This window comes from Pseudomonas entomophila, assembly GCF_018417595.1.
GTDB classification, from domain to species: domain Bacteria; phylum Pseudomonadota; class Gammaproteobacteria; order Pseudomonadales; family Pseudomonadaceae; genus Aquipseudomonas; species Aquipseudomonas entomophila_C.
On record NZ_CP070982.1, the window covers coordinates 3,792,893 to 3,808,994 of the forward strand.

Here is a 16,102-nt window from a genome sequence, read left to right on the forward strand (position 1 = left end):
TGGGCAAGCCGGCCACTGCTCATATGAGGTCAAGCGGGTCGTCGAGGCTGGCGAACAGCTCGTCGAACGTCACCACGTTGATGTCCTGTTCCTTGGGCGCCATGGCCAACGGCGCGGCCTGGGTGCTGGCGGCGTGGGCCTGCCAGCGCTCCAGGGCCTCGGCCAGTTGCGGCTGGCCGGCGAGGCTGCCGTAGACGTCGGCTTCGCTGACCGGAGCGCGGCGCAGGCTGGCCAGCCGCTCGCGGGTAGCCTGCAGGCGTTCCAGTTCTTTTTCGATGGCGGTCAGGCTGGGCTCGCGGGAACGCGGGTAGTAGTCGCCTCGGCTTAGCCGGGAGCGGCGCTCGCGCAGTTGCTGGCTGATCGATGCCAATGCTGTGTCCACCGCCTCCAGTTCCCGCACGGTCACCGCTGGCGTGCGGTTGGCCAGCGCCTGCTGGTGACGGCGCAGCATGGCCCAGCAGGCCGGGATGTAGCTGGACACCATGAAATGATCCGCCAGGCTGACCGACCGGTGCTGCGGCAGGCCATCGACCTTTTCCAGGTAGTAGTTGCAGGCGGGCTGGGCGGTGATGGTGGTACAGCCCGGGCGCCAGAGAATGGCCGAGGATTCCTGGTTGCTGAGCTGGATCGGCATGAAATGCTGCAGCTCGCCATGGTGCCCGTAGGGCTCGCCGTCCTGGTTGACCAGGCCTGTTCGCATGACCATGGCGCCAAGCGGGAAGTTGATACTCGCCAGGACGGCGCCTGTGGCGATCACCTCGTAACGGGTGTTCATCCACGGCAGTGGCAGGTTGGGGACCATGTCGTCATTGTTGACGATGCGGTGGTGGCGCAGGTTGGCGGCGCTGGCGAGGAACGTGCTGTCGCCGGCTCGGGGGGCGCCGTAGGTGTAGAGCTGGAGGGGATAACTCCTATCGATGGCACGTAGCATTTGGGCCAGCGGTAATGCTATCGCGCCACCGAGGCTGTGGCCGCAGATGATGAGTTTCTGGGATTGATAAAACTTATCCATATAGTTTGTAACTAACCGAACAGCACGCTTTGCGGCAAGATAGAAGCCACGATGAACCTTACCATGCCCCTCTTCGAATGGGACCTGTAATGCGTCCACGTCACGCATTAGATCCGGGATCTTTTCGCTCGTGCCACGAATAGCAATGATCATCACATCGGCATTGTGGGTTATGAATGCCTGAGTATCCGTTGTGTCAGGAAGCCCTCTATCATCCAGGAAGTGAAGGCTGCTTGGATTTTCCTGATCGTCACCTAGCGCGGGGTTGTTCTGCTCATACAGTTCTGGATCGAATGGCACAATTTCCCATCGCTGGGAATAAGGCACATCTTCGTAGAGTGGGAAGTACTCTGTCTGTTGTTTCGTGTCTACGCGCCAGATCTCCTTCCCTTTGGCCAGAGCGTCGCCAAACCAGTTTCCGACGGTGGGGACATGAGGAAAATTGACCGATTGGGCTTTGACTGGATGACCCGGAGGTTCCTGCCCGAACGGGGTGTAGCTGAGCGTGGCCATCAATGCCAACTGATAGAGGTTCAGCGCGCAAAACTCCGGATCCATTGACAGGACAGGCCGCAGCGCTCGTAGCGGGCGAACTTCCAATACCGTGTGCTTGCCGAACATGAGCCCGACACCCCATTCGCAATGCTTGCCCATGATTCGTCGAATACCCAGATCCGAAGGAAAGTCACTCAAGGACCTAGGCGGAAGGTGGCAGATGTGGCAGACAAGCTCGCTAACTTCGACTTGATAAAACTCGTCAGCGCTAACGGCTGCGGGATTTGACTGTGTTCTTCTACCGTCGCGATTCTGGAAATGCGTTTGCTCAGCACGAACTTGAATATCGGTAATCTTCAGCGGGTAATGGTCTCGTGTCTGCAATCGTTCATAGCTCACATCCGCCCCGGTATATTCGCTCGCAAAGCGCAACGACACAGGCCCACGGCAATGATTTAGAACCTCACCTTTACCATCCGTGTCAAGGGCTCCCTTGTAGGTTGTGCCATCCATATCCACCACTTCATAAAAGGCACCTGCATAGGGGGCCCCATGACCTTGCTCGTCTACCAATTGAAAGCTCGTTGAGACGCCGCGCACAGGACAGACAAGCATAATATTGTTGAGCGGATGATTAATTTCCTTGAAAAACTCATTATGACCCATAACGCTTCACTCCTCGCAACTTGGATATAAATTGCAGATTCGCCCATCTGGCATCTTGAAATCGATAAAATCCGAGTAATTCCCTCGACAGTATCCATACAGATCATCCACCCCCTTCCCTAGGCATCGTTTCCAGCCCCTTGGAAATTTCACCCAGGTGTCTTTGAAATATGGCCTCTCGCTCTCAACGACACGAATATTCATTCGTATTGTTTTTCCCGGCAACTGGTCGACCAAGTAGGCACCAAACGGATTCCCGACAAACTTCTCCCCACGCTCTTTATCTTTTTTACAGAGGAGAACCTTCCTTATGTATCGCTCCTTCCCCATCGTTCGAAATAACCACTGACACTCACCATAAAACGTATCTCCATCACCAGCACTCATAACACGCCTATATTTTTCATCAAGCTCTGCATATACCCCAATGCCCGCCCTATTCTCCGACGCTTGATGAAAGGCATCTCCATAGATTCCAATAATTCGGATTTTTATACTACTTACAACCACACTACACCCATCGACAACCTTGCGAATCACGATAGTAGAAGTTGGTTCATACTCCTTATCCCACTCTCGATTGAAGTGCTGTACGGCCCTCCCCCAATCAGCTAGCACGCATTTCGCACCAGGCTCTGGCTCATAGTGCGCAACCGCCGCATACACAAAGTTCGATGGCAGCTCTCCCACCAACTTGAACGTATTCGGCGGCTCTTCCGCACATCCCACCAATGAAGCCAGCCCCAACATCACCAGACACTTCAAGAACGTCCCATTCATCTTTCTTTCTCCCTGTTCAAAACACCGTACGAAGTCGCAACCGCTCCAGGTGCGCCTGTGGACTTTCATCAACCAACGGTGCACACTCCCGCGGCACTTCGTACCCCGGCGAGCGCAGGCTCAACATCAGCAGGAACTCGATCTCCTCCCCTGTATGCCAACCCCAGGCACGGGCCTGGCGCAGTTGGCGTTGCAACCACTCAAGGGGCATCTGGTTCCGGGATAGGGTGCGGTAGGCGTCCAAATGCAGGCCGGAAAGATAGCGATGGGCATTGGCCAAGGCGACCCCATTGCCTTCGACTTCGGCCGGAGTCGGTAACCAGACCGGAACGGGCGGTACGGGGTAGGCACGGGGCGCCGGGTTATCCACCACCCGCCAGGCCGTGGCCTGCCAGTAGCACACGCTGATGGCCTCGCCGAGCCAGGCGGCCCTGCGATCCGCGACCGCCATCGCCCGCGCCAGTACACGGTTGTCATGGAACCGGTACAGCGCCCGCTGCGGCCGCTGGCCCAGCAGCAACCGTGCACGCCAATGCTCGACCCAGTCCGGCAAGGCGCCGGGCGCCAAGCTGGCCAGCCACCCCCAGTTGCCTTGCGGCGCCTCGAACAAGCCCTGCAGCAACTGCACTTCGCCCTCACCGATCAGAAAACAGGCCGGCCCTTGCGCCGCGAGATGGGCGACTTCGGTCTGCTGGTACAGCGCGCACCAGCGCTCGGAGCCCAGGCGGGCCATCAGGGCCTGGCGGGCATCGGAGCCGGCGTCGAGCATCAGCACGATGTCACGGCCGCAAGCGCGCTCGCGTGCCATCCATTGCCACGGGGTTAACTCGCTCATACCGCACCTCCCAAAGGCGTGTCGCAACAACTGTCACAGACCGGACACAGCGCGCTGTCGAGCGCCTGACTCCCCGCCCACAACGCCCACTGCACCGGCCCCGCCGTCACGGGCAGCGGCAATGCATCGGGCAGCTCCTGGCCGTCGCCCGGCAGCAGGGGCTGCGCCGGGACGCTGGCCGCCGGCGCCCCGCCGATCTGGATCGGGCTGCTGCAGAAGATGCCCGCACCATTGATCACCAGGTGCTGCCCACCAACCTTGAGGGTGATGCTGGCACCGCCCTCCACCACCACCTCGCCGTCCGCCGACACCTGCACCTGACGCCCGGCATGCTGCACCAGCACCGTGCCCACACGGGTCTGGCTGCCCTGCTCCACCACCAGGTGGTCGCTGGCCCGCACCAGCACCTGCCGATGCCCACCGACGGTGCGCTGCTCCTCGGCCTCCAGGGTGACCCGGCTGGCCCCTTTCACCCGCACCTCGCGCCGGCCGCCGATCGCCTCGTGGCTGTCGTTGCCCACCTGCCGCTCGTAGTCGCGCTGGGCGCGCAGGTACAGCAACTCCTGCCCCGCACGGTCCTCCATGACCAGCTCGTTGTAGCCCCCGCCGCCACCCAGGCTGCGGCTGCGCAACACCGTGCGACTGCGGTATTCGGGCAAGGCATAGGGTGGCGGGTGCAGGCTGTCGGGCAGGCAGCCGCTGACCACGGGCTGGTCGGGGTCGTTGTCGAGGAAGCTGACCACCACCGCCATGCCCACCCGGGGCAGCGTGACCGCGCCGTACCGGTCGCCGGACCAGCTGGACAGCACCCGCAACCAGCAACTGGTGTGTGCGTCGCCGCGGCCTTCGCGGTCCCAGTGGAACTGCACCTTGACCCTGCCCAGGGCGTCGCAATACACCTCCTCGCCGGGCGGGCCGGTAACCCTGGCCACCTGGCAGCCGGGCACCTGCGGCCTGGGCCGGCTCAGCGGCGGGCGGAACAGCACGTCCCAGGGGATGGCGTCGAAGGTGTTGCTGTAGCGCGTCTGCGCGTCGGCTGTGGCGTGCTCCTCGAGCACCTGGGGCTGGTGGCCCTCGTGGTGGACGTGGGTGAGCAGCCACAGGTCGTTCCAGGCCTCGCGGGGATGGTCGGTCAGTTGCAGCAGGTGGCCGCTGAGCAGAAACGCCGCGTCGCTGGCCCCTTCGGCCAGGCAATGGTTGAAGCGACAGCGCTGCAACGCGCGCTTGCTCAGCGATGCGCCCCGCTGCTGGTCGAGGGTCTGGCGCAAGCCGCCGGGGTAGGCGTAGTGCTCCAGGGGCAGCACCTGGGCCTCGCCGGTGCTGCTCGGGTAGGCCAGTGGCAGCGCGGCCTTGCGAAAGTCGTGGTCACGCAGCTCCACCTGGTTGACCGCGGTGCGCACGCTCACGCCGAACTGGCTGACCACCTGGGTGTCGGCCCGCAGGCCGGTGGGGGGATGAAAGCCCAGGGCGCGCCCGAGGCGGGGGAAGTGTGACTGGTGGTCGGCGAACACCACGCCGTGGCCCTGGCGTGAATGCGTGAAGTGGTAGTGGATACCGTCTTCCTGGCACAGCCGTTCGATGAACGCCAGGTCGCTCTCGCCGTACTGCACGCAGTATTCGCGCGGTGGGTAGGGTTCTTCGAGGAGGAAGCGGTAGCTGTCACCCAGCAGCCCGTGCTCTTCGAGCACCTGGCCGATGATCTGCGCCACCGTGCGTTGCTGGAAGACCCGCTGGTTGGTGCGCAGGCCCAGCCGCGCCAAGCGTGGCTCCAGGCGGGCGTGGTAGTGCGTGAGGCGGTCGCCGATGACGCCCTGGCGAAAACGGCTGATGACACCGTGGATACCGCAGTCCAGGCCATCGAAGGCGAGAAAGGCCGGTTGGTTGAGCATCCGCTCGAGCGGCAGGCGGGCATTTTCGCTGACCAGTTCGAGCTCGAAGCGGAAGAGCCTGCTGATGTATTCGTCGCCGTCGAATTTCAGGACCTGAAGCTCAGGCTGGACTGCCGGTACGTGAAACCGCAGGCGGTCGGGGGGTAATGATTCGAACATCCGTTGTCCCTGGTTGGGCCACCTTGGCCGGGGTGCAACATCGCCCCCTGCAAAGTGGGGAAAACCGCCAAGCTAGCCGAACTTCTCCACCAGATATGCAGGACCGATCCGAGCTCGCGTAGGAGCTTTCCTTGAAACGCGTAAGACGCTTATGAAGCCCCTGCTGCGCCAGCAACACCCAGCAAGCACCTCTCTGTTGCCCAATCCGCACAGCATCTGAAGAAAATCAATAAAACCCAACAATAACAATGAGTTATGAGACTGGCACAGTCCCTGCTCCAGCACTCCCCAACAACGTTTCAATATGGGGAGACTCCACATGCACCAACGCCATCCACTCGCCCGCCAGATCAGCCTCGCGCTGCTGCTCGGCAGCACCGCCAGCCACACCTTCGCCGCCGACGACAACAAGCCCGAGCCGGCCCTGGAGACCGTCACCGTCACCGCCCAGCACCGCGAACAGACGCTGCAGGAAGTGCCGGTTGCCGTATCGGCCATCAAGGGCACGCAACTGGTCGCCGACGGTGTGCGCGCGATGGGCGACATCACCACCTTCGTGCCCAACGCCTCGGCCAAGAACCCCGACGGCGACGGTCGCCCGCGCTGGTACATCCGCGGCCTGGGCACCGGCGACACCGGCGCGGCGACGGTCTACCCGGTGGGTATCTATGCCGACGACGTCTACCTCAACGCCCCGGTCGCCGGCGGCGGGCCGCTGTTCGACCTGGAGCGCATCGAGATCCTGCGCGGCCCGCAGGGCACCCTGTACGGCAAGAACACCACGGCCGGCGCGGTCAACGTGATCTCGAAGAAACCGACCTTCGACACCGACGGCTACGGCACGATCGGCTTCGGCAGCAAGAACGAACGCATCCTCAACGGCGCCATCGGCGGCACCCTGGTGGACGAGAAACTGGCCGGCCGGGTGTCGCTGTATTCCGAAGAGCGCGATGGTTTCCAGAACAACGACTACGACGGCAACAGCTATGGCGACGTGAACAAGAAGGCCGTGCGCGTACAGTTCCTCGCCCAGCTCAACCCCGACCTCGACGCCTTGCTGAAACTCCACAGCCGCCAGTTCAAGGGCGACGGCAGCAACGGTTCGTTGCCGGTGGGCCGCTACTACAACGTCGGCTACGAGCGCCCCAACGGCCGCGACATCTCGCTCAACGTCAACGAGGACTACCGCCTCGACCACGACGGCGCCTCGCTCACGTTCAACGGGTACCTGGGCGACTACACCCTGACCTCGATCAGCGCCTACGACTACATCCGCAACCGCTCCACCACCGACGCCGACTACACACCCTACGAGGTCAACGGCGCCGCGATCACCGACAACAGCTACCGCCAATGGTCCCAGGAACTGCGCCTGGCCTCGCCGGAGGATCGCCCGCTGCACTGGCTGCTCGGTGCCCACTACTTCCATGAAGACCTCGACAGCGCCGCGCAGCGCATCGTCACCCCAGGCCCGACCCCCAACGGCACCGGCTCCAACCAGGTCGGCAGCACGGCCTACCGCGACCTGGGCTTTGACCACCGCACCGACAGCTACGCGCTGTTCGGCAACGTCACCTATGCGTTCACCGATGCCTTCAGCGTGACCGGCGGCCTGCGCTGGACCCAGGAGAAAAAGGACATCGACCTGGACCTGGTGCAACTGACCCGCGCCACCGCCAACGGCCCGCTGATCCCCATCGCCGGCGCCGGCAGCAACGGCAACCGCCAGGAAGACAAGACCTGGGAAGCCTGGACCTACGACCTGACCCCGGAATACCGCATCAACGACAACCTGCGGGTGTTCTTCCGCTATGCCCATGGCTTTCGCTCCGGCGGCTTCAATACCGGACTGTCCACCAGCCTGGCGCAGTTGACCACAGTCGACCCGGAAGAGCTGGACGCCTACGAACTGGGGCTCAAGTCCGAGTGGTTCGACCGGCGCCTGACGGTCAACGCCAACGTCTTCTACTACGACTACTCGGACATCCAGGTGAACCTGCTGACGGTCAACGACGGCGTGCTCACCACCGCCCTGACCAACGGCGCCAAGGGCAAGGTCAAGGGCGCGGAACTGGAGATCGAAGGCCAGCCCACCGAGCGCTTGCACCTGCGCGCGGCGCTGTCGTTCCTCGACACCGAGTACACCGACTTCAAGAACACCAACCCGACCACCGGCGTGGTGACCGGCGACTACAGCGGCAACCGCTTCGTGCGCTCGCCGCGCAATGTGGTGTCGCTGGGCGCCGACTACACCCTGCCGCTGGACGTGCCCGGGCGCGTGGTGGCCGGCGGTGACGTGAGTTTCCGCGACAAGGAGTACTTCCTCGCCGACCGCCAGGGCAGCGCCGACGCGACCCTCAGCCAGCCGCACTACACCCTGGCCAACGCGCGTCTGAGCTGGTTCAGCGCCGACGACAAGCTCAGCATCACCGGCTTCGTCAACAACCTCACCGACCGCCGCTACCAGGTGCATGGCCGGCCCAACGGCGGTGCCGGGCAGTACGTGATCACCTACGGCGATCCACGCACGGTCGGGTTGAGCGTCACCAGCCGGTTCTGAGTCGCCCTTTCGGGCCTCTTCGCGGGCAAGCCCGCGCCCACAGATATCGGCTCGACACCGTACTTGCAGGCGCCGGCCTTGCCGTGAAGTCAGCACAGCCGGACAGCCCCCAAGGTATTGGATACCAATCCCTGTGGGAGCGGGTTTACCCGCGAAAGAGCCCGTACAGACAGCACAATCATCAGCAGGTACCCCATGCCCCCTTTCATCACCAATGCCCTCACCCTGGCCATCGGCAGCCTCGCCCTGCCCGCCCTCGCCGCCGACCAGCTCGACACCGTGGTCGTGGTCGGCACCCACCGCAGCGACCTCACCGCCCTGCAAAGCGCCGCCCCGGTCGATGTACTCAGCGGCGAGAAACTCCAACAAACCGGCGCCCAGGACCTGTCCGGCGCGCTCACCGCCCTGTCGCCCTCGTTCAACTACCCGCAATCCCCTCAAGGCGCCTTCGCCGGCTCCATCGCCCAGGGCGCCTCGCTGCGCGGCCTGGCCTCCGACCAAGTGCTGGTACTGGTCAACGGCAAGCGCCGCCACACCAGCGCCAACGTCACCCGCCAGGGCCTGGTCAACGGCCGCGGCGCGGCGGCGGTGGACCTGAGCCTGATCCCGCTGTCAGCCGTGGAGCGGGTGGAGATCCTGCGCGACGGCGCCGCCGCCCAGTACGGCTCGGACGCCATTGCCGGGGTGATCAACATCGTGCTCAAGGAACGCGACGACGGCGGCAACATCGGCTACCGCTTCGGCGGCTACGACAAGGGCGATGGCCGGCAGCGCAAACTCAGCGGCTGGAAGGGCTTCGCCCTGCCCAACGACGGTTTCCTCACCCTGGCCTTCGACGCCGGCAGCCAAGACCCGGCCAGCGACACCCGCGACGACAACCGGCTGTTCTACCCCGGTTCCACCAGCACCAATACTGCGCGCGAGCAGAACAACCGCTACCGCAACTGGCGCTGGGGCTCAGGCAATGTCTCGGACCAGTACAACTTCACCGCCAATGCCGAGATGGGCCTGGGCGAAGGCCTCAGCGCCTATGGCTTGGCCACTTACGCGCACAAGAACACCGACGCCGAGAACTTCTTCGACCCGCCCACCACCCTGCGCAACAACTATGGCAGCGTGGCCCTGGCCCGTTACCCGGACGGGCGCCTGCCGATCACCCGCTATGGCCTTGAGGACTATGCCGTCACCGGCGGGCTGCGCTACGAGGACGCAACCCTCGGCCACTTCGACCTGGCGCTGAACCACGGCAACAACCGCCTCGACTCCACCGACCGCGACGCCATCAACCCCAGCTGGGGCACCGCCAGCGCCTCGACGATCCACACCGGCCGTCGCGAGGCCGACCAGACCAACCTTACATTGGACTGGACCCGCGACTTCGCCACCGACCTGCTGTTCAAGCCACTCACCTTGTCCGCCGGCCTGGCCTGGCGCGAGGAGAACTACCAACTCACGGCCGGCGACGCCCAGGGCTGGCAGAACGGCCCCCTGTTCAACACCGTCGACCCACTGACCGGGCGGCGTATCCCCGGCTATTACTCGGGTATCACCCAGGTGGACGCCGCCTCGCTCGATCGCCGGGTGATCGGCGCCTATTTCGACCTCGAAGGGCAGGTCACCGAGAAATTCCAGGCCGGCTTCGCCCTGCGCAGCGAGCACTACTCCGACTTCGGCGACACCACCAACGGCAAACTGTCGCTGCGCTACGACTTCACCCCCGAGTTCGCTGCCCGGGCCAGCGCCAGCACCGGCTACCGCGCACCTTCACTGGTGCAGTCGGGATTGTCGTCGTTCAGCGTGCAGGTGGTCGAGCAACCACCGGGCAGCGGCAACTGGGTCGAGGTGCAGCAGCGCACCCTGCGCGCCGACAGCCCCGAGGCACGGCTGCTCGGTGGCCAGGCGCTCAAGCCGGAGGAATCGACCAACTTCTCCGTGGGCCTGGTGTGGCGCCCGCTGCCCAACGCCTCGCTCACCGTCGACGCCTACCGGATCGACATCGACAACCGCATCACCCTCTCCGACCAGTTGCCGGCCGCGGTGGTCGGGCCGATCTTCGCCGGTACGCCCTACGCCAACATCCAGAGCGCGGCGTTCTACACCAACATCGCCGACACCCGCACCGACGGCATCGAGCTGGCCGGGCACTACCAGCTCGACCTTGGTGCCTGGGGCCGGCTCGACCTCAACGGCGGCTATGCCCGTACCAACACCCGCATCACCGGGCTGGACGACGTGGGCGGCATCCCCGGCAACCAGATCATCGGCCGCAACACCCAAGGGCTGATCGAGGACGGCACGCCCAAGGACAAACTCACCCTGGGCGCCAACTGGCTGTATGACGGCTGGAGCGTGACCGTGGCCCAGCGCCGTTATGGCGAGTGGCAGAACCGCAACGCCGCCAACCCGTCCCTGGACCAGACCTTCGGTGCGCAGTGGGTGACCGACCTCGATGTGGCCTACCGCTTCGGCCTGGGGCTCACTTTGTCGGTGGGCGCGATCAACCTGTTCGACAGCCACCCGGACAAGCTCGAAGGCGCGCAGCTGTATGGCGTGCAGAAGTACTCGATCACCAGCCCCGAGGGCGCGCAGGGCGCGTTCTACTACACCAGCCTCAGCTACGATTTCTGATCCCCCGATACCCCGTAGGAGCCAGCCTTGCTGGCGAACCGCAACGCATCGTCATCAAGGCATACACCGCGTCGCGCCCTTCGCCAGCAAAGCTGGCTCCTCCAGAGGCCAGTGCTGACTCACTGCTTCTCTATCAACACTGCACTGCTGCCCTGCCAACACGCCCATCCGATCTCGCCCGGAATCACGGCCCGCCGCCGCTGGCACAGCTCTTGCGATACCCCATTACCACCCGCCACCCCAAGGCCCGCCATGCACCCGCTGAACGCCCTCACCTGGCTGATTTCCCCCCTCGCCCTGCTCGCCCTGTGGGCCGGGGTCGCCGCCGCCGGGCTGTTCCCGGCCAACCTGCTGGTGCCGCCGCTGGAGGTCTGGCGCAGCTTCGCCGACCTGCTGGCCACCGGCGAGCTGCAGGAGCACCTGCTCGGCAGCCTGTCGCGCCTGAGCCTGGGCTTTGCCGGTGGCGCCCTGGCCGGCCTGGCGTTCGGCACCGCCATGGCCCTGTCGCGCACGGTGGAGGCCTACTGCTCGCCGCTGTTCCACACCCTGCGCCAGGTCCCCAGCATCGCCCTGATCCCGATGCTGGTCCTGCTGCTGGGCATCGACGAGACGTTCAAGGTGGTCATCGTCGCCAAGACCGCGTTCTTCCCCGTGGCCCTGGCTACCGTCGAAGGCATCCGCGCCATCCCGCGCAACCATTTCGAGGTGGCCGCAGTGTACCGCCTGCCCTGGCCGACCCTGGTCGGGCGCATCGCCCTGCCCGCGGCGGTACCGGCCATCGTCACCGGCATCCGCGTCGCCCTGACCCGCGCCTGGGTGGTGCTGGTGGCCTGCGAGCTGCTGGCCGCCGACAGCGGCCTGGGGCAGATGATCGAGATGGGTCGGCAGATGCTGCGTATCGATGTGGTGATGGTCGGCGTGGTGCTCACCGGGATGATCGGCTTTACCCTGGACTTCACCTTGCGTCGCCTGGAACGGCGTCTGTCCAGTTGGCAAACGGTCGGGAGGTCGTGATGAAACTGCGCGGTCTAGTGTTGCCGTTGCTGCTGATCACAGCCTGGGAATACGCCTCACGCCAGGATGCCGTGGGGGCCTACGCCTTCGTCCCGCTGTCGTTGATCGGTGGCGCCTTCATCGAACTGCTGGGCAACGGCGAGCTGCTGGTGAACCTGCTGGCGAGCCTCGCACGCACCAGCATCGGTTTGCTGCTGGGGATCCTCGTCGGCGTCGGCCTGGGTGCGCTGATGGCGCTTTCACCGCTGGCCAACCGCCTGATCGCTCCGCTGTTCCACGCCCTGCGCCAGGTGCCGATGCTCGGCTGGATTCCGCTGATCGCGCTGTGGCTGGGCAATGGCGAAGCCTCCAAGCTGCTCATCGTCAGCCTGGCGGCGTTCTACCCGATGGTGCTCAACACCTTCGAAGGCCTGCGCCAGGTCGACACCCGCCACCGCGAGGTCGGCCAGGTGCTGGCCCTCGACCGCTGGCAGCAACTGCGCCTGGTGCTGCTGCCCGCCGCCCTGCCAAGCATCGCCACCGGCGTGCTGCAGGCCCTGGCCTTCGCCTGGGTCACGGCGGTGGGCAGCGAGCTGTTCCTCGCCTCCGGCGCCGGGCTCGGCAACTTGATGATGAATGCCGAGGCCGGGGCGCGCATGGAGATCATCGTGATCTGCGTGCTGTGCATCGGCCTGTGCGGCTACCTGATGACCTGGCTGTCCACCCTGCTCGCCCGCCGCCTGCTGCGCTGGCGCCCCACCCGTTGAAAGGCCCGACCATGAACGCGATCGCCCACTCCTTTACCGCCCACGTGCAGACCGGCGCGCTGAGCATCCGCAACCTGAGCAAGACCTACCCGCTCAAAGGCCAGGATGTGCCGGTGCTGCAAGGTATCGACCTGGATATCCACCCGGGCGAGTTCGTCAGCATTCTCGGCGCCAGCGGCTGTGGCAAATCCACCCTGCTACGCCTGATCGTCGGCCTCGACCCGGACTATCAAGGGCAGATCCTGCTCGACGGCCAGCCAGTGAGTGGGCCGGGCCTCGAACGTGGCATCGTGTTCCAGGACCATCGCCTGTTCCCCTGGATGAACCTGTGGCAGAACATTGCCCTGGCGCTGAAGAACCACGACCTGCCTGCCGCCGAGAAAGCGCGGCGAGTCGACGAGCACATCGCCCTGGTCGGCCTGCAAGGTTACGAACACGCCTACCCGCACCAGCTTTCCGGTGGCATGGCCCAGCGTGGCGCCATCGCCCGGGCGCTGGTGAACAAGCCCAAGGTGCTGCTGCTCGACGAGCCGTTCGGCGCCCTCGACGCCCTGACCCGCGTGCGTCTGCAGCAGGAGCTGCAACGGATCTGGGTGCAGGAGCGCTGCACGGTGATCATGGTCACCCACGATATCGAGGAGGCGCTGTATCTGGGTGACCGGGTGATCGTGATGGACGCCCACCCGGGGCGGATCGGCGAACAACTGCAGTTGGAGCTGCCCCACCCGCGCGAACGCAACGATGGCCTGTTGCAGCACTACAAGCAGCGGCTGCTGGCGCAGTTGGTGGCCAAGCTGCCCTGAGCGCAGTGTCCTCGCTGCGCATATCGGGGGAGCGCAGGCTGATCTGCTTGCGGGACGGCATGGGATGCACCTTTTGCGGCCGCCTCGATAGACAGGTTGCGCAGCGGCGCACGCGCGCCCGTACGCGACCTGTCACTCATGACAACGGCGTGACGAGCCCGGCGCGGTCACGTCCCCGCACGCTCGGCCACCCGTGGCGGAATCCGCAACGCCTTGCCATCCGCGACCATCAGTTCCCGGTAACGCCGGTAGCTCTGCCGCGCCTTGTCCTGATCGCCAAGCCCCCAGTAGCTGTCCGCCAGGTTCAGGTGGGCGACGATACGCTGCGGATCCGCCGCGACGACTCGCTCGAGCAGGATCCGCGCCTGCTCGAAATGGCCGGCTTCGGCAAACAGGAAGGCCAGGTCGTTGGACCAGCCCAACCGGTCGGCGTAGAAGAAGCGTTCGACCACGTAACGCTCCAGATCGCAATTGGCCTCGCCACCGATGATGCCCAGCGCGCCCAGTTGGCGCTCGAGGCCCGCCAGGTCGCCCTTGCGGTAACTGGCCAGGGCCGCAGTGGCGGACTGCTCGAGGTCGACCGGCAACACCTTGAAGGGCTCGTTGGCCGCCTGCAGTTGTGGGTAGGCCGCCTTGAGGTCGTGGAAGGCCCGGGTGCCGTCGAAGTCCTTGAGCCGCTGGTGCAATGCAAGGGCCGATTCGACGAAGTAGGTACTGGTGAAGGTCTGCCCACACTGATAGCGGTTGGTGTTGAGCAGCACACCGAACAGCTGGATGTCTTCACGCTTGGGGGTGTAGCCGAAGATCAGGTTGTAGTTGAAGCTGTCGTTGCTCGCTTCCCGCGTGCTCAGCACGATCACGTCGCCGCGCAGGGTCATGTTCAAGCGCACGGCATGCGGCTTGCCCTCGACACCGGAAACGGTCAGTGCACCACGCCTGGGCTGCACCACCGCCACGTCGAAGCCGTCGAAACGGCCTGGGTTCGACGTGCTGGCAATGGCCGGCAAGGCTTTGAAAGCATCGAGCGCTTCTTCGACATAGTCGCTGTTGGCGTAGTAGGCAGTCAGGGTTTTGACCTGGTTGCCCGCATCGGCGATGACCAGCCGCTCATCATCGCGCTTGCCGGTGAGGTGCATGGGGAGCACCGTCGAATCTTGCTGGCTGCCATGTTTGGCCAGCCACTCGGCCAATGCATCGGCGCCCGGCTTGCCGGCGAGCTGGGCGGCCTTGGTCAACGCGGCGCGAGCTTTATCCGGTGCCTGGCAGGGCCGTTCGGAGGCGATCAGGCTGCTGCCTTCACAATAGAAATAAGCCAGCGAGATCCACTCTTCAGGGTCGGCCTTGGCCGCCGCCATGAACAACGCCTCGGTGCGGGCGAACCCCAGGTACGGCGCCATCTGCGACATGCTCAGGCCCGCGGCGCGGCGGCTGAGGACAGGGTCGCCCGAGGCTGCCGCGCACACGTAGTTCTCGATACCGGCCTCGAACAGCTCCCGCGTGGGGAGGTACTCCTCCCTTGCCCCGAGCCCGGTGAACACCTCGGCCCTGGCGGCGCAGCGTTTCTCTTCGGGGGTATTGCCCAACTGCTGCGCAAGGTCGCGCGCCTGCGGCTCGTACGACCAGTCCTCGACGGTGGTCAAGGTCCAGCACCCCTGCTCGCGGAAACGGTACGCCTTGATCGCATTCAGGCCCTGGCGCTTGTCGATCACCTCGGCACTCTGCCCATCGACCCAGGACTGCACCTGATCGGACTCCAGGCCACGGGCATCGAACAGCGGATAGCCCAGGCCATCGCCCCGCGCCTTGGTGGTTACGGGGCCGATGCCCTCCGCAGTCGGCGCCAGGCGCAACAAATCGACCTCCGGCGCGACGAACGCACGCTGCAAGGCCGGGTCATGGGCATAGGCACGCAGGAAAGCCGCGAAGTCACCGGACGGGCAAACGGCCGGAGGCTCCCCGGCCTGGACCAGTCCGGGAAGCAGCGCGAAGACGGCCGCGCTTAACAGGAAGTGCACGCCGCCACGGCGCATGCCAGGAAACTGCATGGATCAATATCCTTATCAAAAACACCAGGCGCCTTGCTATGCGTGTGGGCGACTGCTTGGGGGCGCGATGATACTCCGTCCGGGTACCTTGCGGCGTCCCCATTCAGCCCAGCCGGCGCGGCCGTGCATGAGCAGGCGTCGTACCCCCCGGCAGGGTGGCACGCGCGATTGGCAACATTTGGACGCAAAATTACAGCGCATCCCTTCGTTCGCATCGCTAGAATGGCCGCCTGGCGTGTGCTGCGTGCGCCCGGGAGCCCTTCCCGAATACGGAGAACATTCATTTGTTTTCCGTGAGATCCGTCCATGTTGCACGCATGCCTCCATTCCCCATGGCCCTTCCCTGCCCGTGACTGCACGGCGTGGGTTGTTGCGCCGCGTTTCCCATCCTTCTGCTCGCCCTTGCGCGCAATGGTCCATGCTGCATGGAGCCATGGTTTCGCCGTGCCTGTCGCACGCCGCGTCACTGC

General features: G+C 64.7%; 10 protein-coding genes. 5 read left to right on the top strand and 5 right to left on the bottom strand.

What is annotated here, in order from left to right; genetic code table 11:
- Positions 1–19 precede the first annotated feature (19 nt).
- The 4 genes from JYG34_RS16425 to JYG34_RS16440 are packed head-to-tail and all read right to left on the bottom strand — an operon-like array spanning position 20 to position 5,836.
- Complete coding sequence (locus tag JYG34_RS16425; RefSeq protein WP_213657447.1) at positions 20–2,173, bottom strand: lipase family protein; 2,154 nt, start codon at positions 2,171–2,173, stop codon at positions 20–22.
- Between the two features lie 6 nt (positions 2,174–2,179).
- Positions 2,180–2,953, bottom strand: coding sequence for a hypothetical protein (locus tag JYG34_RS16430; RefSeq protein WP_213657448.1), 774 nt, complete (start codon positions 2,951–2,953; stop codon positions 2,180–2,182).
- 16 nt (positions 2,954–2,969) lie between these two features.
- Entirely contained in the window at positions 2,970–3,788 is an 819-nt protein-coding gene (locus JYG34_RS16435; protein WP_213657449.1) for a DUF4123 domain-containing protein, read from the bottom strand.
- Positions 3,785–5,836, bottom strand: a complete 2,052-nt coding sequence (locus JYG34_RS16440; RefSeq protein ID WP_213657450.1) for a type VI secretion system tip protein VgrG — start codon at positions 5,834–5,836, stop codon at positions 3,785–3,787. Before JYG34_RS16440 ends, JYG34_RS16435 begins: the two co-directional genes overlap by 4 nt.
- Positions 5,837–6,155: 319 nt before the next feature.
- On the opposite strand from JYG34_RS16440, the gene JYG34_RS16445 reads away from it, so the two are divergent.
- From JYG34_RS16445 to JYG34_RS16465, 5 genes are all read left to right on the top strand, one after another.
- Positions 6,156–8,396: a TonB-dependent receptor gene (locus JYG34_RS16445; protein WP_213657451.1), complete on the top strand. Its 2,241-nt coding sequence runs from the start codon at positions 6,156–6,158 to the stop codon at positions 8,394–8,396.
- Between the two features lie 195 nt (positions 8,397–8,591).
- Entirely contained in the window at positions 8,592–11,024 is a 2,433-nt protein-coding gene (locus tag JYG34_RS16450; RefSeq protein ID WP_213657452.1) for a TonB-dependent receptor plug domain-containing protein, read from the top strand.
- Between the two features lie 252 nt (positions 11,025–11,276).
- Positions 11,277–12,038 (top strand): ABC transporter permease, encoded by a 762-nt coding sequence (locus JYG34_RS16455; protein WP_213657453.1) that lies wholly within the window; start codon positions 11,277–11,279, stop codon positions 12,036–12,038.
- Positions 12,038–12,784: an ABC transporter permease gene (locus JYG34_RS16460; protein WP_213657454.1), complete on the top strand. Its 747-nt coding sequence runs from the start codon at positions 12,038–12,040 to the stop codon at positions 12,782–12,784. Before JYG34_RS16455 ends, JYG34_RS16460 begins: the two co-directional genes overlap by 1 nt.
- A gap of 11 nt (positions 12,785–12,795) precedes the next feature.
- A complete protein-coding gene (locus tag JYG34_RS16465) occupies positions 12,796–13,587 on the top strand; it encodes an ABC transporter ATP-binding protein (protein ID WP_213657455.1) in 792 nt (263 codons plus the stop codon).
- A 167-nt stretch (positions 13,588–13,754) separates the two neighbouring features.
- Here the strand turns inward: JYG34_RS16465 and JYG34_RS16470 are convergent, their stop codons facing one another.
- Positions 13,755–15,632 carry a tetratricopeptide repeat protein gene (locus JYG34_RS16470; protein WP_213657456.1) on the bottom strand — a complete coding sequence of 626 codons (1,878 nt, stop codon included), beginning with the start codon at positions 15,630–15,632 and terminating at the stop codon, positions 13,755–13,757.
- Positions 15,633–16,102 lie beyond the last annotated feature (470 nt).

What these genes read in the sequence shown, in the direction of transcription:
- JYG34_RS16425 (WP_213657447.1), bottom strand. Translation starts at nt 2,173, where the DNA reads ATGGGTCATAATGAGTTTTTCAAGGAAATTAATCATCCGCTCAACAAT.
- JYG34_RS16430 (WP_213657448.1), bottom strand. Translation starts at nt 2,953, where the DNA reads ATGAATGGGACGTTCTTGAAGTGTCTGGTGATGTTGGGGCTGGCTTCA.
- JYG34_RS16435 (WP_213657449.1), bottom strand. Translation starts at nt 3,788, where the DNA reads ATGAGCGAGTTAACCCCGTGGCAATGGATGGCACGCGAGCGCGCTTGC.
- JYG34_RS16440 (WP_213657450.1), bottom strand. Translation starts at nt 5,836, where the DNA reads ATGTTCGAATCATTACCCCCCGACCGCCTGCGGTTTCACGTACCGGCA.
- JYG34_RS16445 (WP_213657451.1), top strand. Translation starts at nt 6,156, where the DNA reads ATGCACCAACGCCATCCACTCGCCCGCCAGATCAGCCTCGCGCTGCTG.
- JYG34_RS16450 (WP_213657452.1), top strand. Translation starts at nt 8,592, where the DNA reads ATGCCCCCTTTCATCACCAATGCCCTCACCCTGGCCATCGGCAGCCTC.
- JYG34_RS16455 (WP_213657453.1), top strand. Translation starts at nt 11,277, where the DNA reads ATGCACCCGCTGAACGCCCTCACCTGGCTGATTTCCCCCCTCGCCCTG.
- JYG34_RS16460 (WP_213657454.1), top strand. Translation starts at nt 12,038, where the DNA reads ATGAAACTGCGCGGTCTAGTGTTGCCGTTGCTGCTGATCACAGCCTGG.
- JYG34_RS16465 (WP_213657455.1), top strand. Translation starts at nt 12,796, where the DNA reads ATGAACGCGATCGCCCACTCCTTTACCGCCCACGTGCAGACCGGCGCG.
- JYG34_RS16470 (WP_213657456.1), bottom strand. Translation starts at nt 15,632, where the DNA reads ATGCAGTTTCCTGGCATGCGCCGTGGCGGCGTGCACTTCCTGTTAAGC.